Origin of the sequence: Marinobacter sp. C1S70 (assembly GCF_000475355.1) — a bacterium.
GTDB classification, from domain to species: domain Bacteria; phylum Pseudomonadota; class Gammaproteobacteria; order Pseudomonadales; family Oleiphilaceae; genus Marinobacter; species Marinobacter nauticus.
On record NZ_AXBW01000001.1, the window covers coordinates 101006 to 120810 of the forward strand.

Sequence of the window (19805 nt, forward strand, 5' to 3'; positions counted from 1 at the left end):
TCAGGCGGGCCGTTGGCCGGCGGTGACGGCAGGCTCGGTCAGGGCGCTGTTCCATCCTGCCTGGGCCGGGCGGGCCAGCTTGTCCGCCAGTTGCACCACCTCGCCCACAATAATCAGGGTGGGTGGCTGGAAGTCTTCCCGATCAATGGTGTCTACCAGGTCTTTCAGGGTGGTGACCGTCATGTGTTGCAGTGGTGTGGTGCCGCGTTCCACCAGAGCCACCGGGCAGTTTTCTGAAAGGCCGTGGGCCGTCAGTTCGCGAACAATGGTCGGTGCATTGTGCAGGCCCATGTAGAACACCCGGGTCTGCCCTGGTGCGGCCAGTACCGGCCAGTTGAGTTCCAGAGTCTGGTCAGCCTTACGGTGACCGGTGACGAAGGTCACGCTCTGGGAATAATCCCGGTGGGTCAGCGGAATGCCGCAGTAAGAGGCGCAGCCCGCAGCAGAGGTAATGCCAGGCACCACCTGGAAATCGATGTCATTGTCCACCAGGAACTCGGCTTCTTCTCCGCCGCGGCCAAAAATATATGGATCGCCGCCTTTCAGGCGCACTACCCGCCGCTGTTTCATGGCCAGTTGCACCAGCAGTTCGTTGGTTTCTTCCTGGGGTACGTAGTGGCACCCGCTGGCCTTGCCCACATGAATGCGTTCAGCACGGGGGTTCACCAGTTCCATGATTTGCGGGGAAACCAGGCGATCATAAACAACGGCATCGGCCTGCTGAATCAGCATCAGCGCGCGCAGCGTGAGTAACCCGGGGTCACCCGGCCCGGCACCGACAATAGCAACTTCTCCCGGCCGCAGAGGTTGTTCCGCAAGCTGGAACTCCACCAGGCATTTTTTTCGCGGGTTTGTGGTCATGGCGCGTTCCTTAAAGATTGTGAACCGGGATTTCGATCACCGGAGCGGCGACCCGTCGGGGGGTGTTATCAACTACCCCGATTTCCTCGTTGGTGAGATAGCAGCCCGGATCTTCCTCCCAGAAGTCGCCAGACACGTTGTAAGCCCGTACCCGGGTGTTGCCGTTGCAGATATTCAGGTATTTGCAGTCCGCGCAGCGCCCTTTTACCGGGCGCGGATGCTGGCGGAAGCCCTGCATCAGCGGATCGGTGGTTTCCGACCAGATCTTCGAAAACGGGGTTTCCCGCACGTTGCCCAGGTTGTGATCCCACCAGAAGGTGTCCGGATGCACCACGCCGAGGTTGTCGATATTGGAGATATTTACGCCAGAGGAGTTGCCGCCCCAGTTGGTCAGCCGCTGGGTGAGGGCGTCGACCTGGTCCGGGTAATGCTCTTTGGCCCACTCAATCAGGAAGGGACCATCAGCATCGTTGTTGCCGGTGACGTACTCCCGCTCGATACCGCGCTTGAGTTCGTCGTGGCAGTGGTTGAACAGCAGGTTCATGGCATCGCGGGTCATGTCGTACCAGGCATCCCGCTTCTTGTTGCGGCCGCCCCGGCCGGAGTAGTTCAGGTGCGACAGGTAGAACTTGTCGATCTGATGCTCGTCCAGCATCTCCAGCATGGCCGGCAGTTCCGGGTAGTTATCCTGGGTCAGGGTGAAGCGCAGGCCCACCTTGATGCCAGCTTGCTTGCACAGGGCTACGGCGTGCATGGACTCTTTGAAGGCGCCTTTTTTCTGGCGGAATTCGTCGTGGGTGGTTTCCAGGCCGTCGATACTGATGCCCACGTAGTCGTAGCCCACCTCGGCGATTTTGCTGATGTTGTCTTCGGTAATCAGGGTGCCATTGGTGGACAGGCCCACGTAGAAACCCATGGCTTTGGCCCGGTGGGAAATATCAAAGATGTCGGGTCGCATCAGTGGCTCGCCGCCGGAGAGGATGAGTACCGGCACGCCGAAGGCTTTGAGGTCGTCCATTACCTTGTAGACTTCCTGGGTGGTGAGTTCGCCTTTGAAGTCGATGTCCGCTGAAATCGAATAGCAGTGTTTGCAGGTGAGGTTGCAACGGCGAATCAGGTTCCAGATCACCACCGGGCCGCTGGGTTTGGGGACCGGGCGCACCGGTGCCGGGTTCATCAGGCTCTTGATGTAGCGGGTCATGCGAAACATAGTTTTTCTCTCTCATCGGGAGTGGCTTTCTTGCCTCTCCGGGCGGGCCTTTACCGGCTCTCTGCCCTTCTAACTATCCCCCTGCGGGCGCTGGGTATCCATACCTTTGATGGAGTACTTCAGGAGGTACGTGCTACTGCTTATCTGTTTGTTTTTTCAGTCGTAATCCTGTTTTTTTCAGGATGGCGGAACTGTACAGGATGGTGTGTCCGGTGCAGGCGTCGCCGAGCACCTCGCGGATTTGGGCTGCCTTGTCCTCGACTTCCTCGCGGCTGATACCATGCACCATGGCAAAGAGGTTGAAGCTCCAGTAGGGCAGGTGTCTTGGTCGGCGGTAGCAGTGGCTGACAAAGGGCAGGCAGCCGACTTTCTCGCCGAGTTGGGCGATTGCATCATCCCGGACATCCCACACGGTCATGCCATTGAACCGGTACCCGAGTTTGTAGTGATCCGGTACCGCCGCGACTCTCCGGATGACCCCGGCTTCCTGCATTCGTTGAAAACGCGACAGCACCTCGTCTGCGGGCATGTCGAGCTGTTTTCCCAGTTCGGCCCAAGGGTCGGAAACCAGCGGTAATCCGGATTGGGTGGCAACGATGAGTTCACGATCCCGGTTACTCAGCACCGGGTCAGACTTCAAAGTGAAGGTGGACATGAAACTCCTGCTCCTTGGGCATGTTGTAGACCGGGTAGCCCGTAAGTGACTCAATCCGCTGGATGGTTTCGTCAATGCCTTCCGGTGTTTCCGTGGCCAGAACAAACCACATGTTCAACTCATGCTCGCGGCGGTAGTTGTGGGCTACCTCGGGGAAGCTGTTCACCTGCTCGGTCACATTGGCAAAATCTTGTTCCGGAATGCGCATGGCCGCGAGCGTCAGGCCGCCGCCCATTTCGCCAGCATGAAACATGGGGCCAAAACGAGTCAGGGTCCCGTTGTCCAGCAATGCCTGGAGGTGCTTCAGCAGAGTTACTTCTGATACGCCCAATTCATCGGCCACGTCTTTGTAGGGGGTTCGCGTAAGTGGCAGGCCGTATTGCAGGCGGTTGATAATTGCACGCTCCAGGGGCGTGAATTCGGGTAGTACAGGCATGTGGTCTGATGGCTTTGAACGCTCAGCAATTGCTGACATAACGGCCTCCGCGCTGCAGGTAGGCTTTGTTGCTGAACAGGATGGCGTGATCCACATTGCTCAACTCGTGTTGCTCAATCAGATCGGCGAGCTGATTCAGAACCCGTTCGCGACTGACACCATGGATCATGCAGAACAGGTTGTAGGGCCAGTCTGGCAGGCGCCTTGGGCGCTGATAACAGAGGGTGACACAGGCGGCGGCTGCCATGGCCTCGCCCAGTGTTGAAACCCGGTCGTCCGGCACGTTCCAGACCACCATGGCATTGGCGCGATAACCCAGGGTGCGGTGCTTGACCACCAGCCCCAGGCGTTTGATTAGCCCCTGCTGCTGCCACTGGCTGACCGCGTTCATAACCTGTTGTTCGGACAGCCCGGTGCGCTCGGCCAGGGTCTGATAGGGGCGAGGTGTCAGGGGCAGGCCGTTTTCAAGCTGCTCGCGCAACCTCAGCAGGCCCCAGGCACTCATGGATTCGGTATCAAACAGATAACTGTAGTTCGGGCCGGTGGCTGGCAGGTTCATGGTAATGCCTCCCAGTCGATGTCAAAGCCCAGGTCGATATGGTAACCCTCGACCATTGGCAGTCTCAGCATCGGCAGCTTCAACTGGTGTTCCAGCTCGTCCAGCCGTTCCTCCAGAGTGTCTTCATCCGGAGCGGTCATCACGAACCAGAGGTTGTAGGTGTGCTCCCGGGCGTAGTTATGATTCACGCCCGGGGCACGGTTGATTCGGGCCGCCACCAGATCCATTTGTTCTTCTGGCGCGGCCACGGCAGCCAGCAGGCTGGCGCCCGCCTGACTGTGTTCAAACACCGGGCCGACCCGGCTGAGCACCTGCTGTTCCTGCAGGGCAGACAGTCTCTGGATAACCTCTTCCTCGGTCAGGCCCAGTGTCCGGGCCATTTCCTCGTAGGGGCGTTCGCAGATCGGCAGGTTACGCTGGTAACTGTCGATCAGTTGTCTGTCTGCCGCATCCAGTCTCATCAGGTTGCTCCTCCGGGCCGGGGCCGGGATCAGTACACGTCGTGCTGGGTGTTGTAAGTGTTGAACTTACCGGTCGGGGTGACCATGTAGTCGCCCTTGATCACCTTCTTCAGCTTGCGTGTCTTGTCGTCGACCACAACGATGGCGGATTTCTTGTCCTGGGTGTTCCAGACAGAGAACCACACTTCATCGCCCGCCTTGTTGTATTCCGGCTGCACCACGCGCTTGGGACCCTCGCCCAGATCAGCCCAGTCGGCAATTGGCAGCACCTCATAGCCGGCATCAAAATTGTTGATGTCGAAGACGGCGACGCTCTGGCTGACGGCTTCCGCTGGGTTCAGGGCCGTGTCAACGTAAAGGTTGGTAGACTCCGGATGGGTCTTCACGAACAGTGAGCCACCACCCTGGCCGTCCACGGTGCGAACCACCTTCCAGGCTTTGTCCGGGTGGCCTTCCGGGTCGGTACCGATCATCTGGATGGTCTGATCACCCAGGTGAGAAGTCGCCCAGACAGGACCATGCTCGGGGTCAACGAAGTTGGCGCCACGACCGGGGTGCGGAATTTTGCCAACATCAACAATCGCCTCCAGGTTACGATCCTGAGCATCCACAACCGCAATCTTGTTGGAGTTGTTGGCCGCTGTCAGGAAGTAACGCATGCTGGCATCCCAGCCGCCATCGTGCAGGAATTTTGCTGCATCAATGGAGGTGATGTTCATGTTCTCCATGTCTTCGTAGTTCACCAGCATGATTTTGCCGGTTTCCTTCACGTTGACGATGAATTCCGGATGGGCGTGGGACGCGACAATGGCAGCTACCCGTGGCTCAGGATGGTATTCCTGGTCGCCTACGGTCATGCCCCGGGTGCTCACAATCTTCTTGGGCTCCAGGGTGTCGCCGTCCATGATCACGAACTGTGGTGGCCAGTAGGTGCCGGCAATGGCGAGCTTGTCTTCCCAGCCCTTGTACTTGGAGGTTTCGACAGAGCGTGCTTCCATACCGACCTTGATCTTGGCGACGGTTTTAGGCTCTTCCATCCACAGGTCGATCATGTTGATCAGGGCGTCACGACCGATAACCATCACGTAGCGGCCGGAGGCAGACATCCGGGAGATGTGTACCGCGTAGCCGGTATCGATGATCTTCACGACCTCCTTGGAATCACCGTCGATCAGGGCGATCTGGCCGGCATCACGCAGGGTGACACTGAACAGGTTTTCCAGGTCCAGGTCGTTCATTTGCTTGGTCGGCCGGTCTTCCGGCGGAACGATCACTTCCCAGGTGTCCTTCATATCAGCCAGGCTGAATTCGGGAGGCATGGGAGGCTCGTGCATGATGTACTTGGCCATCAGTTCCACGGTTTCTTCATCGAAGTCACCGGAGGTCAGCCAGTTCGGCATACCGGCCGGGGAGCCGTAACTGATAAACGCCTTGAGGTAGTCGATACCGCGCTCCTGGGTGATGTCCGGAGTCAGCGGTTTACCAGTGGCGCCTTTACGCAGTACGCCGTGACAGCCGGCGCAGCGCTGGAAGTAGATCTGCTTCGCTTTCTCGAATTCTGCATCGGTCAGATCCGGCGCACCGGGGGAGCGAACAATTTTGGCAGATTCCGCATCTACTGCACTGGGGGTGCCTTCATAGGCCATGGTGGACTTGTCAGGGTCTTTCGGGGCTGCCTGTGCGTTCATTACGCCCAACGACGTAATGGCCACGGCCATTGCCAGCGGCTTGATCATCAGTTTGGTTACTCTCATCAGGTTCTCTCCTTGGGGTTCAAGAGTACTCCTAGGTTTCTCTTGTTATGGCTTATGAACCTTGATTAATGTCAGAAAGATGCTGGTTTTCAAGAGAGTACCTCGCAGGTGGTAGATGGCGTATGCCTAAAGATCACTGGATACCTGCCAAAAATTTAATCAATATCAAGGCCATGAAATTGTTGGGATTGCAGCATGGCTGTGATCCTTCAGGAGAGCGCTGATGAAACGGTCCGCACTGGGCGTTTGCTGGCAAGTGGGTGTATTGGCTACCGCCCTGATGCTGTCGGCAGGCGCTGTTGCCGGGGCACCGGAAACCGAGGATGAGTTGGCCAATTTTGTCATTCAGGATTGTGGCTCCTGTCATGGTCTGAAACTGAAAGGCGGCCTTGGCCCGCCCTTACGGCCTGAGGATATCGAAGCCCTGCCAGAGACAGCCGTTGCGGCCATCATCCGGGAGGGCGTTCCCGGTACGGCCATGCCGCCCTGGAAAGCCCTGCTGACCGACCGGGAAATTGCCTGGATCAGCCGGCAGCTGAAATCCGGCGCCTTGATTGCCCCCGAAGCCGATTCTTCCCGAAGCCGATAACCGAAGGACCCACGATGAAACGTCTGTTTGCACCGATTGCACTGATCATCGCCGCCACCGTAACCACCGGCTGCCAATCCCTGTCGGCACCTCCGACTGTTGAGCTTCGCGGCACAGGTGACCTCGGTTTGATCATCGAACGGGCCACAGGCTCGGTATTGGTGGTTGACCACTCCGAACACGAAATCCTGGGCCGGGTAGAAGGGCTGGGCGATTTGTCTCACGCCTCAGTGGTGTACTCGCGGGATGCCCGATACGGTTATGTCTTTGGTCGTGATGGCGGGCTCACCAAAGTCGACCTGCTCACCCGCACGGTGACTGACCGGGTGATCCAGTCCGGTAACAGCATCGGCGGGGCTATTTCGCAGGACGGCCGTTACGTGGCGGTATCCAATTACGAGCCCGGCGGCGTGAACATTTTCGACAGTGAGACCCTGGATACCGTGGCGGAAATTCCGGCGTTTTACACCAACGCCCAGGGCGAGCAGGATCAGTCCAAGACGGTGGGCCTGGTGGATGCCCCGGGCAACCAGTTTGTGTTCAGCCTGTTCGAGGCCGGTGAAATCTGGACCGTGGATATGCACAGTAATCCGCCCGGCGTATCCCGCCATGAGGCCGGCAAAGAACCCTACGACGCCCTTATCACTCCCGATGGCCGCTTCTACATTGCCGGCCTGTTCGGGGAAGACGGCTTGTCGATGGTGGATCTGTGGGAGCCGGCACAGGGCGCACAGACCATTCTGCCGGATTACGGCAAGGGTGAGCAGCGCCTGCCTGTGTACAAGATGCCGCATCTGGAAGGCTGGGCCATCGCCGACGGTTATGCCTTTGTACCGGCCGTCGGTCGCCACGAAGTACTGGTGGCGGAGATGGAAGACTGGCGCATGGTGCAACGCATTCCGGTGCAGGGCCAGCCGGTGTTTGTGATGGCCAGTCCGGACAACCGCCAGATCTGGGTCAGCTTTGCCCACCCGAAGAACGATGTGGTGCAGGTGATTGATTCCCGCACCCGGGAAATCATTCGCACCCTGGAGCCGGGCAAGTCCGTGCTGCACATGGAATTCACCCCGCGTGGTGAGGAAGTATGGGTCTCTTCCCGGGACAGTGATCGGGTGACCGTCTATAACACCCGTACTCTTGAAGAGGTGGCTACCCTGCCGGCGCGGAAGCCATCCGGAATCTTCTTTACTAACCGGGCGCATCAGCTGGGTCTTTGAGATGAAACCAGCGATCGGCACCTGGCTGTTTCTGATGCTGGCCAGTAACGCAGGCGCGGCTCAGGAGTACGGTTCCGTGCGGGTTGAGGTGATGACGGAGGCGCGCTCAACCACGGTCGCCAGTTATCGGTTGCAGCGATATCTCGAGGCCCGGGACTGTGAGGCCGAGTTGCTGTTCAATCGGGCCGGCGACAGTGACCTGGTTTACCGTCCCGATGGTTCTGATAACCGGCGTGTGCTGGACGCCGTCAATGCCTTTGGCAACTACCCCGTTCCGGTCTGGGTAACCCGTAAAACGGCTGGGGTGCGGTCGCTGGAAGAACTGGACGGCCGGGATGTGTCTGTGGTCGCTGGAAGCGATCCGGTATCCGGTCGTCTGGCTTTGCGAGCTTTGGCCTCTGTGGGTGTAACCCCGAAACCGGGCCAGCGATACGAAGCGGGGGATTTCAACTCAGCCCTGGGTTTGTTGCTGCACAACAACACCCATGCGTCGGTCTCTGAACTTGGGCTGGTCACGCCGTTTCTGGAATCCCAGGGCTTGGCCATCACCTGGCAGGGCGAGCCGGTCCGTGGTGCTGGCTGGTATACCAACGCTAAAACAGACAGCGCGAATCCTGAATTGCAGCCGTGTCTGAAGGCATTGCTGCAGCTGAAGCGCAGCGACGATCGCCAGATATTCAATCTTTTTCCGGAATGGGTGCACGGCTTTGCCACGCCCGATTCCCAGCCATAAAAGGAAGCTGTTTATGACCTTCTACCAACCCGCCGGCAATGAAGTCGAACTGTTCACCGCCGCCGCCGAAAACGGTCTGCCGGTACTGATCAAAGGCCCCACCGGTTGTGGTAAAACCCGCTTCGTCCGTTACATGGCGGAGAAGCTTGGTCGACCGGTCTATACCGTTGCCTGCCACGATGACCTTACCGCCTCTGATCTGGTTGGTCGGCACCTGATCGGTCCGGACGGCACCTATTGGCAGGATGGCCCGCTGACCCGGGCGGTGCGGGAAGGCGGAATCTGCTACCTTGATGAGGTGGTGGAAGCACGAAAGGATACCACGGTGGTACTGCACCCGCTGGCGGACGACCGCCGGGAGTTACCCATCGAGCGCACCGGAGAGCTGCTGAAAGCCGCCCCTGGATTCATGCTGGTGGTGTCCTACAATCCGGGTTACCAGAGCCTGCTGAAGGGCATGAAGCCCAGCACCCGGCAGCGGTTCGTCTCCATGAGCTTCGATTACCCGACGCCGGATGTGGAGCAGACCATCGTGCAGGAGGAGTCCGGTTGCGATGCCGACCTGGCGAAGCAGCTGGTGGGGCTGGCAACCTCGTTGCGTAAGCTGAAAGACCACGATCTGGAAGAAGCAGCGTCTACTCGCCTGCTGATTCACACCGCATACCTGATCGCATCCGGTATGCCCCACATCGAGGCCTGCCGGGCCGGGATGATTGAGCCGCTGTCGGATGATGCGGTGACTGTGAATGCACTGATGGAGGTGGTGTATGCCGTATTCGGGCAGTCCGAAGACTGAACCGCCCGGGGCGATTGCCCCGGTTATCTGGTACTTGCTGAACCTGTTGGCGTTGCCGATTATCGGCTTCATTGTGTTGCTGACGATTGCCATGAAATCCGGTGATGCCCACGCGTTGCGGCGGGCTCATAGCAAGGCGGCGGTTTATATGTCGATATTGGGGGCTGTGCTGATCAGCGGCGGTGTTGCCGTTTGCTGGCTCATTTATGGCAACACCGGATTGTTCTGGACTTACGCGATCGTCTGGGCAGTGGTGCTGCACACGTCGTTCGTACTCTGGGGAATGATTTCCCTGGCTCAGGCAATCGGCAACAAGCCGCCGACATTTCCGAAGAAGTTGCTGTAACCACCAGAGTCAGGGCGCCGTGGCGGGGGTAGGCCTTCCAAAAATGTGCGGAGCCATGGATGGCGGAGCAGAAGCGCCACATGGGTGAGACAAGTGAATTAGAAGCGAAGCTTCGCACGCAGACGAACGACAGCAATCTATGACTGCTGGCTGGACCCGCTTGCGGGTGCCGTAAGGAGCGGTTTTTGGAAGGCCTACCCCCGCCATGGTGCAAGCTCCAGCCTGGAAGGCTACCGTTGCGTCCGGCTCAGGTGTCAGCCGACCAGGTGAATTCCTGCCAGTACCGAGACAACGACAACAGCCCATCCTTGCGCCGCCATTCTCCAGCCCCAGGGGGCATGCTTCATTTCCATGAAGTGATCTACCAGCAGGACTGCTTTCACAATCACCAGTCCAAAAACCAGCCAAATGAGAACCGACATATCCGCGCCAGCCTGCATAGCCACAACAGGAGCCATGGTGCAGATCATCAAGGCCACATAAACCGCTAACATATCAGCCTCCTCAGGCCAGGACATAGAGCATCGGGAACAGCACCAGCCACACCAGGTCGACCATGTGCCAGTAGGAGGCGCCGGATTCCATGCCGTTCATGTCGTCGCCGTTGTAGTCGCCTTTTTTCACCTTTACCGCCAGCACGACGAGGATGATCTGGCCCAGCACCACGTGCATGAAGTGGAAGAACGTCAGGAAGAAATAAAACATGAAAAAAGTGTCGGTGCCCAGGTTGTAGCCGTTGGCGTAGAGGTCCGCGTATTCGTAGAGCTTGCCGAAGGTGTAAACAGACGACGCCGCGATAGCGGCCCAGAGCAGGGCGGTTGTGCCGGGTTTTCGGTTGCGCAGGCGATGAACGGACAGGGCGACCAGGTAGCTGGCGGTGATCAGGCCAACGGTGTTGATCAGTCCGGTCCAGGGGTGCAGGGCGTCCTTGCCGGCGGAGAAGGTGGCCGGGTCCATGCTTCGGGCCACGCCGTAGCCGATGAACAGGATGCCGAACACGGCCAGTTCCGCGAAGATGAAAAACCATACCGCGATATCACCGGGCAGATGCCGCCTGTGGGCGGCGTGAGCATCAGCCATTGCGTTCTCCGTTAACGGGTCAGGTTCATGTATAGCTTGGGTAGTTGACCGGGCAGCTGGGTCGGGTCTTTGATCACCACGAAGTTACTGCTGCCGAACACGTAGGGCAGGTATTCGTTGGCTTCTTCGTCGATGGTTACGCAGAACGGTGTCAGCCCGGCCTTGTGGGCCTCCTGTACGGCCATGCGGGTGTCTTCCACGCCATAGCGGCCTTCGTACAGGTCCAGGTCGTTGGGTTTGCCGTCGGTGAGCAGCAGCAGGATTTTCTGGTGCTCTGGCCGGGTCTGTAGCAGTTTTATGGACTGACGGATGGCGGCGCCCATACGGGTGTAGTAGCCCGGTTCCAGGGCCTGGATACGGCCTCTTGTGGTGTCGTTGTAAGGCTCGTCGAAACTCTTGATGTGGTGGAAGCGAATGTGGTCCCGCCGTCTGGAGGAGAAGGCAAACAGGGCAAACGGATCACGGCTGGCGGTGAGAGCTTCGCTCAGCAGTTGCAGGCCATCCCGGGCAATGTCGATCACCCGCTGGTGGTTATTGATGTAGGTATCGGTCGACAGCGAAATATCCGTAAGCACCAGGCAGGCGAGGTCCCGCTGGTTCTGCTTGCACTGGCGGAACAGCTTCTGATCCACTTCGCCAATGCCGCGTTTGTGCTGCACCATGCGTTCCAGGCATGCGTCCAGGTCCAGCTCTTCCCCTTCCAGCTGCCGGCGTTCCCACTGGCGCAGAGGTTTCAGCGCGCTGAACTGGCGGCGCAGGGTCCGGGCGGAGCGATTCAGGTGCGCTGGCAGCGGCGAGGGCGTGGCTTCTTTGCTGAGCAGTGGCTGCAGGCAGCAGAATTTTGCCCGGTAATCCTGGCGGCGCCAGTCCCATTCCGGCAGATGAATGCCCGGTCCCAGGTGCAGGTCGTCGTTTTCTTCCGAGGGCAGGTCCAGGTCGAACTTAATGGCGGAAAAGGCTTCGCGACGGTCCTGGGAGACGGAAATCATGTCCATGTCGTCGGCCACGGCGTCGGCGTCTTCTTCTTCGCTGTCATCGCCGGCGCGGTCGATGGGAATGAATTCAGACCAGGAAAACAGGCTTTCCAGTCGAAACAGCATCAGCCCCTGATCCTTGTCGAACGCGTCCACGCGTTCGGCACGTCTGCGTTTCCGTTTTTTAGCCAGGCCACCGGATTTGGACATGGTGTTGTCGTCGCCAATGATCTGGCCTTTGAGTTTGCCCCGGCCCAGCACCGGGTAGAGCCAGAGTACCACCGGCCAGGGGTCGGTCAGGGCTTCTGGCAGGTCGTCTACGCTGCCCGGGTGAATCAGGGCCTGACGAATGGCCGCCTCGCGCTTGGCTTCGTTGCCACGCAGGCTGTCTGGTTCTGGGCGCCACTGCAGCGTGTGTTTTACCAGCCGCTGGTACATGGGCTCCAGGCCCGGCCAGCGGCTCAGCAGTTCCTGCACCATGGCCTGATTGCCGTGCAGCCAGCTGTGATGGTGGATTTCGCCGAGTGAAGCCAGAGCCGCCAGCCACAGGTACAGCTCCCGGTTCACTTTGCGGGACGGGAACAGGGCCAGTCTGTCTGGCAGGCGCAGGCTTTCTTCATCGCGCCAGGCCAGTTCAAATTTGCGGTGGGTGCCGGCCAGCTTTTGCAGGAATCGCCGGCGAATCTGGAAATGCCGGGGCTCAGCAGTCACCAGACTCAGCGCAGGGTCTCCGCCCATGGCCCGGAACATGACACCGAGTGTGCGGGCTTCGTCTTTCAGATGCACGGCATACTCGGGGAATTCGCCCATGGCCTGGCGGGTTACGTAGTCGTGCCATTTCAGTCCGACCCACTCTTCCATCTCGTGTCCTCGTCGTTCAGGCCCGTGATTGTCGCGGGGTGGATTCCACCTGGCGCACAGGAATCAGTACGGTCTGTTTGCCAGGTTCGCCGGGCTCCCAGGTCAGCAGGGAGCCTTCGGGGTTGTCTTTCTGTACTTCCCGGCAGGCGCTCACGCACTGCAGGCACTGGGTACAGCTGAATTTCGCCCGCTTATGGCTGCGGGTGGGCAGTCGCATGGGGCAGGCCTCGTCGCAGGCCTTGGTGCAATCCCGGCAGGCGGCAGCGCGCTTGGTGTCGAAAGTCACTACCCGGCCCTTGCCGTTGGTCATCCAGGCAATGCTTTGTACCAGTCCCACTGCGCAGCCGTATTTGCAGAAGAGGTGCCGGGCAAACAGGAAATCAAAGGTGAACATCGCGGTGGCTACCGCCAGGAAAATGCCCGGGTACAGGCCAATCTGGCCGGTCACCAGGTCGGTATACAGGGGCATGGGTGGCAGCAGGTATGAAAGTAGTGCCAGGGCCCAGGAAAAACCAATGAGCGCGCATGCCAGGGTCAGGCCGGCCCAGTGAATGGCTTTGCCCGTGCTGCCTTTTTTCAGGGCTTCCCAGAGGGTTGGGCGGCCGGTTATGCGGGTCATCACGTCGTTGATGGCTTCCACCACGGAGAAATGCGGGCACAGCCAGCCGCAATACAGCCGGCCCCACTTGAAGGCAATCCAGAGCACCAGTGGCACCAGCACGAGGATGGGCAATACAAACCAGAACAGAATCTGGCCAGCCACCTCGGCCGGGGTGCTCTGGGCGACCCAGTCCAGATTAAGGTTAAACGACAGGGGAAAACCCAACAGAATGAATCGGGTTTCGGTCAGGTCATAACGAAAAATATTGAGTACGGGCGCAAACAAAAACAGCAGGAAGAAAGCGCTGCGGGTAATCAGGCGCTTCTGCTGAAGGGTGTCTTTCGGGTTGACGGTTTGCGCATGCACAGAGGTTGTCCAGGATTTTGGGAATGTGCCGGGGCCCGAAGGCCCCGGCGATCAGGCTTTATCAGGCGTCTGCCGTGGCAGGCCCCCGGACTTCCTCAGCCGGGCTCGCTTCGCCCTTGATAAAGAAGCTACCGAAGTACACCACCAGGCCGGCCATGAAGAAGGCACCGGCGACAAATCGCATCCAGTAGAACAGGGCGATCTGATCCTGGCCTGCCATGAAGGACAGCGCTTCACCGCTTTCCGGAATACGCTGCAGCCAAACCTGCAGGACGCCGGCAGCGGTCAGGAACAGGGTGATGAACACCATGGAGATGGTCATCAGCCAGAAGCCCCACATTTCCACAATCTGGGCGGTATTGCTGTTGCCGTAGGGGCGACCGCGCATGATTGGCATGGCGTAGGAAATGATGGTCAGTACAATCATTACGTAGGCGCCATAGAAGGCCATGTGGCCGTGGGCTGCGGTAATCTGGCTACCATGGGTGTACCAGTTCACCGGAGCCAGGGTGTGCAGGAAGCCCCACACGCCGGCGCCCAGGAATGCCATGACAGTTGTACCCATGGCCCACAGCATCGCGGCCTTGTTCGGGTGGTTGCGGCGGCGACGGTTGATCATGTTGAAGGCGAAGACCACCATCATGAAGAACGGAAGCGGTTCCAGTGCAGAGAACACAGAACCCAGCCAGAGCCAGTACTCGGGCGGCCCGATCCAGAAGAAGTGGTGCCCGGTACCGATGATGCCGGTAATCAGCGCCATGGCGATGATCACGTACAGCCACTTCTCGATCACTTCGCGGTCTACACCGGTGAGCTTGATTAACACATAGGCCAGGATGGCACCCATGATCAGTTCCCACACGCCTTCTACCCACAGGTGGACCACAAACCACCAGAAGTACTTGTCGGTGGCCAGGTTACCGGGGTTGTAGAAGGAGAACAGCCACAATACGGCCAGGCCTACCAGACCGGTGATCAGCACGATGTTGACCACGGTCTTGCGGCCTTTCAGCGCGGTCATGGCGATGTTATAGAGGAACGCCACCACGACCACGGCGATACCGATCTTGGTTATCGTGGGTTGCTCCAGGAACTCCCGGCCCATGGTGGGTAGCAACTTGTTCATGGTGACTTCTGCCAAGGTCGCGTAGTCCACAAACAGGTAGCCCAGGATGGTCAGCGTGCCGGCTGCCGCGAACACCCAGAACAGAATCCACGCCAGCAGGGGGCTGTGCAGTTCGGTCTGGGCTTCTTCCGGAACCATGTAGTAGGTGGCGCCCATGAAGCCGAAGAGCAGCCAGACAATCAGCAGGTTGGTATGCACCATCCGCGCAACGTTGAAAGGAATTTCCGGAAACAGGAAATCACCGACAACGTACTGGAGCCCCAGAATCAGGCCGAACACAATCTGGCCGGCAAACAGAATCAGGGCAAAGATGAAGTAGGGCATGGCGACCCTTTGAGATTCGTATTTCATATCTGCTCCCTTACCCCTCGATGTTGGGTGGCCAACCGTTGTCGTCGATCTTGGATGTCCACTCCAGGAAAGCGGCCAGGTCTTCGATCTCGGAATCACTCAGATTGAAATCCGGCATCTGGCGCCGGCCCGGAATATTCGTGGGCATGGCGTTCATCCAGGCTTTCATGTATGCCTTGAAGACCTCAGTATCACCGCCGCCACGGCGGTCAAACACGTTGGCCAGTTCGGGAGCGAAGTAAGCGCCTTCGCCCATGATGGAATGACAACCGACACAGTTGTTCTCTTCCCACAGATGTTTGCCGCGCACCACCTGTTCGGTGAGCTCGTCGCGGTTATCCCGCTCGGGCATAGCACGCAGCTGAGTGTCAAAAGTCAGGGCCAGGAACAGCAGGACGAAGAAGGCACTTCCCCCCAGATATATGTTCCTGGCCATGCTTTTGGTAAAGCGCTCGGCCATTGGTCTCTCTCCTTGGTTGTTACGAATACCTGACTGCCCCACTAGGATATAAAGATGCATCCCTAATGCTATTGATGATTATCAAAGATGATCCCGGGTTTCTCTATTGCGCTGGGGAGTTACCTCTTGATGGGTAGGTGGTAGACTGCCCCGCTGGTTGTATTTTCAAGGTTTTACGCCCGGAGAGATCATGTCTGCCGCCCTGGCCCTGCTGCTTAAACTTCTTCCGCTTTATGTCACCGTTGCACTGGGTTGGATAGCGGGTCGGTTCCTGGAAGCCAGTGGCCGACATATAGCCGGCATCATGCTCTACATCGTCACACCGTCAGTGGTGTTTTCCGGCGTAATGGCGGCGCCGCTGAGCCCTGAGGTGATTCTGCTCCCCTTCCTTGTTTTCGGAACGTCATCGGTACTGGGGCTGGTTCAGTTGAAACTGGCCAAAAAGGCGCTGTCCGATGGCAGTGCAAACATAATTCCCCTGTGCGTAGGCTCGGGTAACACCGGTTACTTCGGGGTGCCAGTCGCATTGCTTTTGTTCGGGGAAGAGGGGCTGGGGCTTTATATTGTCTGTATGCTGGGTACGACGCTTTTTGAGAATTCCGTTGGCTTCTATCTTGCCGCAAGGGGCCGGTACAGCATCAAGGATGCACTGTGGCGGGTGCTTAAGCTGCCTTCGGTGTATGCCTTTCTGGCAGCGGTGGTCCTGAATCTGGCCGGGATAGGCATTCCGGATATTTTCGTGCCGCTGTTTGATAACCTGCGAGGTGCCTACAGCATTCTAGGTATGATGATTATCGGCATGGGCATTACAAGCTTCCGGGGGTTGGCCGGCAACCCTCGGTTCACGGCGCTGGCATTTTTCGGCAAGTTTGTGATCTGGCCATTGGTGGCTATTGTGTTCTGGTGGGTGGATTCAGCGCTTCTGGGAATCTACGAGCCGGCGGTGCATCAGGCCATTTTCCTGATTTCCATCACACCGATTGCCGCCAATACCGTGGTGATTGCGACTTTGCTGGAGGCCTCACCCAGGCAGGCAGCGGGTACTACGTTGCTCAGTACCTTGTTTGCCCTCGGTTTTATTCCAGTGATGATTGCTTTGGCGTTCGGCGCCGGATAAAGCCGGCTCCGGCAATCAGCAGTCCGGAAGCGAAACCCAGTGCATGGGCCTCCCAGATGACCGGCCCTCCAATCAGGGCCGTGGTCTCGGAACGGTCCAGTCCAACGCCTTCCAATACAAGTTTCACGGACAGTGCTGCAAGCAGTGTGATGGAAAACCAGCGATCCGTTTTCAGCCCTCTCATTGCCAGAATTGCGGCCAGGCCGTGGATACAGCCGGAGAATCCTCGATAGCTGGCCAGGTCTGGCCGGAGCGACAATAGCCCCAGGGAGATCGCTGCGGCCATCAGCAGTGTGATCCAGAGTAACCTGTCGGCAGGCAGGAAGCGTGGGAACAGAAGAGCGAGAATGAGCACGCCTGCCAGATTCAACAGGAGATGGTTCACGTTCAGGTGAACCAGGTGACCTGTAAACAAGCGCCACCACTGTCCGGATGTGATTGTGTCCGTTTGCCACTGCAACAATTGCGGTGGAAGAAAAAATGAAAATACAAGCACCATGCATAACAAGAGTGCCGACCTGTTAACTACTCGAACCCTCATGCGGGACATGTCTCTCATAAATGCAGATTGTTACTGGTTCGGGCTGGTCTCGCCCTGCCAAGCCTATTAGTTTGCGCGAATTCCAATTGCCTTAACAGAAAAGGATTCGCCCGTGAGACGTTTGCTGTACCTTTTCCCGATACTGGTTCATGTCTGGCTGTTGTTGTTCTCAATTCATGCCAGCGCTTCGGAGTCACTGGATTTGTGGATAGATGGCCAGGATTACGAAGTTGAGCTGTAAGCCAACAATCGGCTGGTCTCAGCCCTGGGGGCGCACCAGGCACTCGCCTCGGGCCGCCACTTCCAGGGTAAGGTGGCGGTCGACCCGGACAGCTGGGTAAGGGTGTCTCGCCTGCAGAATGGCTGGGAAGGTATGGCCTACCTGTTTGGGCGTATGCATGTGATTGGTGGCCGGCAGGACAGTCAGCAGTTGGTCACGAAGAGCTTTGGGTTTGATGTCGCTCCCAGCTGCGGTGTTGACCATGTACACAGCAGTGCCGTTATTGCTCCTGATCGTGTTCTTACGCCAATGATGGCGCAGGCGGTGTCTGCGAGCTACGACAGCCTCTGCGACAGCCGGGTAGAAGGAGCCTGCCTGCTGCTGGAGCTGGAGGTGGTGTTCGATCTCGAATTCCAGCAACGTTTCCCCGATGATTTCCAGGACCGGGCCGTCAGTATTCTGAATCTGGTGGAAGGGTTCTATTTCGAGCAGTTTGGTATTGGCCTGGACACCCTGAGTCTAACTTTCCTGAAGACGAATACCTTCACTACATCCACTTCAGCGAATGATCTGCTGGATGATGTACAGACACAGGTGGCCGGCGGTAATCTTCCGTTTCAGCAGAATCGGCGCGCCTTGTTGCATCTGGTGAGCGGAAGGGATTTTGATGGAAGCACGGCCGGGCTGGCCTGGGTGGGCACTCTGTGTGATGGCAACGGTTACGGTACCGGCGTCACCAATGCGTTTGACTCCAACGTGCTGACCGCCGTCGTCGTTGCCCATGAGCTCGGTCATAATTTCGGTGCCAATCATGATGAGCAACAGAACAGCTGTTCGACCGGATTCATCATGAGCCCCTGGGCAAACCCGGATGCGACCCGGTTTTCGTCGTGTTCCGAAACCAACCTGATCAATACCATTAACCAGCAACCGGCGCTGGAACAGTGTTTCAATTTTCCGGCCGATACCATGCTCACGGCGGTAACCACAAATCCTGAGAGGATACCGGGACAAAGCCAGTTCCAGGCCTTTTTCGATATTGGCTATCAGAGCGCTTCCGAAAATGCAGACCGGTTGGAAGTGACGGGCGAACTGACGGGCACAGATACCCGGCTGGAGATGGTCACCGTTGATGGTGTGCCTTGCGAGATCTCGTCCCGGTCCTATAGCTGTTCCGATCTTATCCCCGATGCTCGGGGACAACAGCTCGCGATTCAGGCATATTCAGGCACCGAAGCCAATCTGACCCTGAATCAACGGGTCTCCCTGATCAGCTTGAGTGGTGAAGTACTGGATTTGCAGCCGGCCAACAATACGCTGGAAAGCCGTTTTGAGGTGGCGCCCACCGCGGTTGCGGCACCTGGTGACCTGGTGGTGACACCGGAGGCCCGGAGCGCGTTTCTGCAATGGCAACCAAGCGAGACCACAGATGCTGGCTATGTTGTGCAACGAATGGCCCCTGGCGAGACCGCCTATTCCGACCTGTCTGTGACCTTGTCTGCGGGCACGAATCAGTACCGCGATGCGTCTTTGATCGCGACTGGTGAGTATGCGTATCGCGTGGTGGCCGTGCTGGAGGGCGTGCGTTCATTGCCCGGCAATTCAGCGAGCATAAGCTGGAACAACGCCCCTGTTGCTCCCGAGGGGCTGACCGCTGTGGCCGAGGTGGGCCGTGTGCTGCTGTCCTGGACCGAGAATGTCGGCCCTCAGACCGGATATCGGATTGAACGCCGCCGCACAGGAACTGAATATTCCCCGTGGCAGTTGCTGGCAACGGCTCCTTACGGTACCGAGAGCTATGTCGATGAGACACCGGTGGCGGGATATACCTACGAATACCGACTGGTTGCTATCAACGGTGGTCAGTTTGCCAGCAGTGAGACGGTTCCGGCAATCATGCCGGAGCTCGAGGAAACCTCGACCGACGAAGACCAGGGTGGCGGTTCATCCGGTGGCGGTGGCAGCCTGGGCGCGGGGTGGTTGCTGGTTGCTCTGACGGCCGTGATCGTCAGAAGGAGGCGGTGGTGGAACGTCAGATAACCTGCATAGGCCTGGTGCTGGTGGTGTCATTGCTGGCGGCGGGTTGCGCCGGCGCCGGCAAAGACAATGCCCCGTTGCTGGATTTTCAACAGGCTCAGGCCGTTTGGCAAGCCCATGGTATCGACAGTTACGAGGTTACGGTGTGGCAAACCTGTTTCTGCCCGCCCGACCTGCTCCAGCCCATGCGAGTTACTGTGCGCGAGGGAACGGTGATCGATGTTGAAGGTTTGGAACAGCCGATCAACCATCCGGATATTCTGGACCCCAGGCGCCTGACCATCGATGGTTTGTTGGGTGTTATTGATAAAGCCCGGCACAGTGCAGAAACCCTGGTCGCTGAGTACGATCAACGCTATGGGTTCCCGGTACGGCTGGAGGTGGATGGTAGCCCATTCATCGCAGACGATGAATTCTCCTACCGTCTATCGGATTTCCAGCCTTTCTGAGGGAC

General features: G+C 58.3%; 23 protein-coding genes. 9 read left to right on the plus strand and 14 right to left on the minus strand.

What is annotated here, in order from left to right:
* From cobA to Q669_RS00525, 7 genes are all read right to left on the minus strand, one after another.
* Nucleotides 1–861, minus strand: coding sequence for a uroporphyrinogen-III C-methyltransferase (gene cobA / locus Q669_RS00495; protein ID WP_022990816.1), 861 nt, complete (start codon nucleotides 859–861; stop codon nucleotides 1–3).
* Between the two features lie 10 nt (nucleotides 862–871).
* Nucleotides 872–2071, minus strand: a complete 1200-nt coding sequence (nirJ, locus tag Q669_RS00500; RefSeq protein WP_022990817.1) for a heme d1 biosynthesis radical SAM protein NirJ — start codon at nucleotides 2069–2071, stop codon at nucleotides 872–874.
* 133 nt (nucleotides 2072–2204) lie between these two features.
* Entirely contained in the window at nucleotides 2205–2726 is a 522-nt protein-coding gene (locus Q669_RS00505; protein ID WP_022990818.1) for an Lrp/AsnC family transcriptional regulator, read from the minus strand.
* Complete coding sequence (locus tag Q669_RS00510; RefSeq protein ID WP_036148106.1) at nucleotides 2701–3162, minus strand: Lrp/AsnC family transcriptional regulator; 462 nt, start codon at nucleotides 3160–3162, stop codon at nucleotides 2701–2703. The genes Q669_RS00505 and Q669_RS00510 overlap by 26 nt, the downstream gene beginning before the upstream one ends.
* Before the next feature lie 22 nt (nucleotides 3163–3184).
* Nucleotides 3185–3721, minus strand: coding sequence for an Lrp/AsnC family transcriptional regulator (locus Q669_RS00515; protein ID WP_022990820.1), 537 nt, complete (start codon nucleotides 3719–3721; stop codon nucleotides 3185–3187).
* A complete protein-coding gene (locus Q669_RS00520; protein WP_022990821.1) occupies nucleotides 3718–4182 on the minus strand; it encodes an AsnC family transcriptional regulator in 465 nt (154 codons plus the stop codon). The genes Q669_RS00515 and Q669_RS00520 overlap by 4 nt, the downstream gene beginning before the upstream one ends.
* 29 nt (nucleotides 4183–4211) lie before the next feature.
* Nucleotides 4212–5936, minus strand: a complete 1725-nt coding sequence (locus Q669_RS00525) for a nitrite reductase (protein ID WP_022990822.1) — start codon at nucleotides 5934–5936, stop codon at nucleotides 4212–4214.
* A 223-nt stretch (nucleotides 5937–6159) separates the two neighbouring features.
* Between Q669_RS00525 and Q669_RS00530 the strand changes: the two genes are divergently transcribed.
* Genes Q669_RS00530 through Q669_RS00550 form a run of 5 tightly spaced genes read left to right on the plus strand, consistent with a single transcriptional unit; the run spans nucleotide 6160 to nucleotide 9617 of the window.
* Nucleotides 6160–6525: a c-type cytochrome gene (locus Q669_RS00530; RefSeq protein WP_022990823.1), complete on the plus strand. Its 366-nt coding sequence runs from the start codon at nucleotides 6160–6162 to the stop codon at nucleotides 6523–6525.
* A gap of 14 nt (nucleotides 6526–6539) precedes the next feature.
* Nucleotides 6540–7742: a cytochrome D1 domain-containing protein gene (locus Q669_RS00535; protein ID WP_022990824.1), complete on the plus strand. Its 1203-nt coding sequence runs from the start codon at nucleotides 6540–6542 to the stop codon at nucleotides 7740–7742.
* A 1-nt stretch (nucleotide 7743) separates the two neighbouring features.
* Nucleotides 7744–8475, plus strand: a complete 732-nt coding sequence (locus Q669_RS00540; protein ID WP_022990825.1) for a hypothetical protein — start codon at nucleotides 7744–7746, stop codon at nucleotides 8473–8475.
* A 13-nt stretch (nucleotides 8476–8488) separates the two neighbouring features.
* Nucleotides 8489–9271, plus strand: a complete 783-nt coding sequence (locus tag Q669_RS00545) for a CbbQ/NirQ/NorQ/GpvN family protein (protein WP_022990826.1) — start codon at nucleotides 8489–8491, stop codon at nucleotides 9269–9271.
* Complete coding sequence (locus Q669_RS00550; protein ID WP_022990827.1) at nucleotides 9243–9617, plus strand: hypothetical protein; 375 nt, start codon at nucleotides 9243–9245, stop codon at nucleotides 9615–9617. Before Q669_RS00545 ends, Q669_RS00550 begins: the two co-directional genes overlap by 29 nt.
* A gap of 254 nt (nucleotides 9618–9871) precedes the next feature.
* Here Q669_RS00550 and Q669_RS00555 read toward each other — a convergent pair whose 3' ends face one another.
* The 6 genes from Q669_RS00555 to Q669_RS00580 form a co-directional block, all read right to left on the minus strand.
* Nucleotides 9872–10111, minus strand: coding sequence for a cytochrome C oxidase subunit IV family protein (locus tag Q669_RS00555; RefSeq protein ID WP_022990828.1), 240 nt, complete (start codon nucleotides 10109–10111; stop codon nucleotides 9872–9874).
* Nucleotides 10112–10121: 10 nt separating this feature from the next.
* Nucleotides 10122–10697: a cytochrome c oxidase subunit 3 gene (locus Q669_RS00560; RefSeq protein WP_022990829.1), complete on the minus strand. Its 576-nt coding sequence runs from the start codon at nucleotides 10695–10697 to the stop codon at nucleotides 10122–10124.
* Nucleotides 10698–10708: 11 nt separating this feature from the next.
* Nucleotides 10709–12532, minus strand: a complete 1824-nt coding sequence (locus tag Q669_RS00565) for a nitric oxide reductase activation protein NorD (protein WP_022990830.1) — start codon at nucleotides 12530–12532, stop codon at nucleotides 10709–10711.
* Nucleotides 12533–12548: 16 nt separating this feature from the next.
* Entirely contained in the window at nucleotides 12549–13499 is a 951-nt protein-coding gene (locus Q669_RS00570; RefSeq protein ID WP_022990831.1) for a 4Fe-4S binding protein, read from the minus strand.
* A 61-nt stretch (nucleotides 13500–13560) separates the two neighbouring features.
* Nucleotides 13561–14976 (minus strand): cbb3-type cytochrome c oxidase subunit I, encoded by a 1416-nt coding sequence (locus tag Q669_RS00575; protein WP_011786557.1) that lies wholly within the window; start codon nucleotides 14974–14976, stop codon nucleotides 13561–13563.
* 10 nt (nucleotides 14977–14986) lie between these two features.
* On the minus strand, nucleotides 14987–15436 hold the full coding sequence (locus tag Q669_RS00580; RefSeq protein WP_022990832.1) for a c-type cytochrome: 450 nt from the start codon (nucleotides 15434–15436) through the stop codon (nucleotides 14987–14989).
* A gap of 190 nt (nucleotides 15437–15626) precedes the next feature.
* On the opposite strand from Q669_RS00580, the gene Q669_RS00585 reads away from it, so the two are divergent.
* The gene (locus Q669_RS00585; RefSeq protein ID WP_011786555.1) at nucleotides 15627–16553 is read left to right on the plus strand and encodes an AEC family transporter; all 927 of its coding nucleotides are present in this window, start codon (nucleotides 15627–15629) and stop codon (nucleotides 16551–16553) included.
* Here Q669_RS00585 and rrtA read toward each other — a convergent pair.
* The gene (gene rrtA, locus Q669_RS00590; protein ID WP_081699699.1) at nucleotides 16513–17112 is read right to left on the minus strand and encodes a rhombosortase; all 600 of its coding nucleotides are present in this window, start codon (nucleotides 17110–17112) and stop codon (nucleotides 16513–16515) included. The genes Q669_RS00585 and rrtA overlap by 41 nt on opposite strands.
* A 94-nt stretch (nucleotides 17113–17206) precedes the next feature.
* Here rrtA and Q669_RS19985 point away from each other — a divergent pair, with 94 nt between their 5' ends.
* The 3 genes from Q669_RS19985 (at nucleotide 17207) to Q669_RS00600 (ending at nucleotide 19800) form a co-directional block, all read left to right on the plus strand.
* Nucleotides 17207–17335: a hypothetical protein gene (locus tag Q669_RS19985; protein WP_022990834.1), complete on the plus strand. Its 129-nt coding sequence runs from the start codon at nucleotides 17207–17209 to the stop codon at nucleotides 17333–17335.
* 102 nt (nucleotides 17336–17437) lie between these two features.
* Nucleotides 17438–19354 carry a M12 family metallo-peptidase gene (locus tag Q669_RS00595; RefSeq protein WP_227501032.1) on the plus strand — a complete coding sequence of 639 codons (1917 nt, stop codon included), beginning with the start codon at nucleotides 17438–17440 and terminating at the stop codon, nucleotides 19352–19354.
* Entirely contained in the window at nucleotides 19339–19800 is a 462-nt protein-coding gene (locus Q669_RS00600; protein ID WP_022990836.1) for a DUF6174 domain-containing protein, read from the plus strand. The genes Q669_RS00595 and Q669_RS00600 overlap by 16 nt, the downstream gene beginning before the upstream one ends.
* Nucleotides 19801–19805 lie beyond the last annotated feature (5 nt).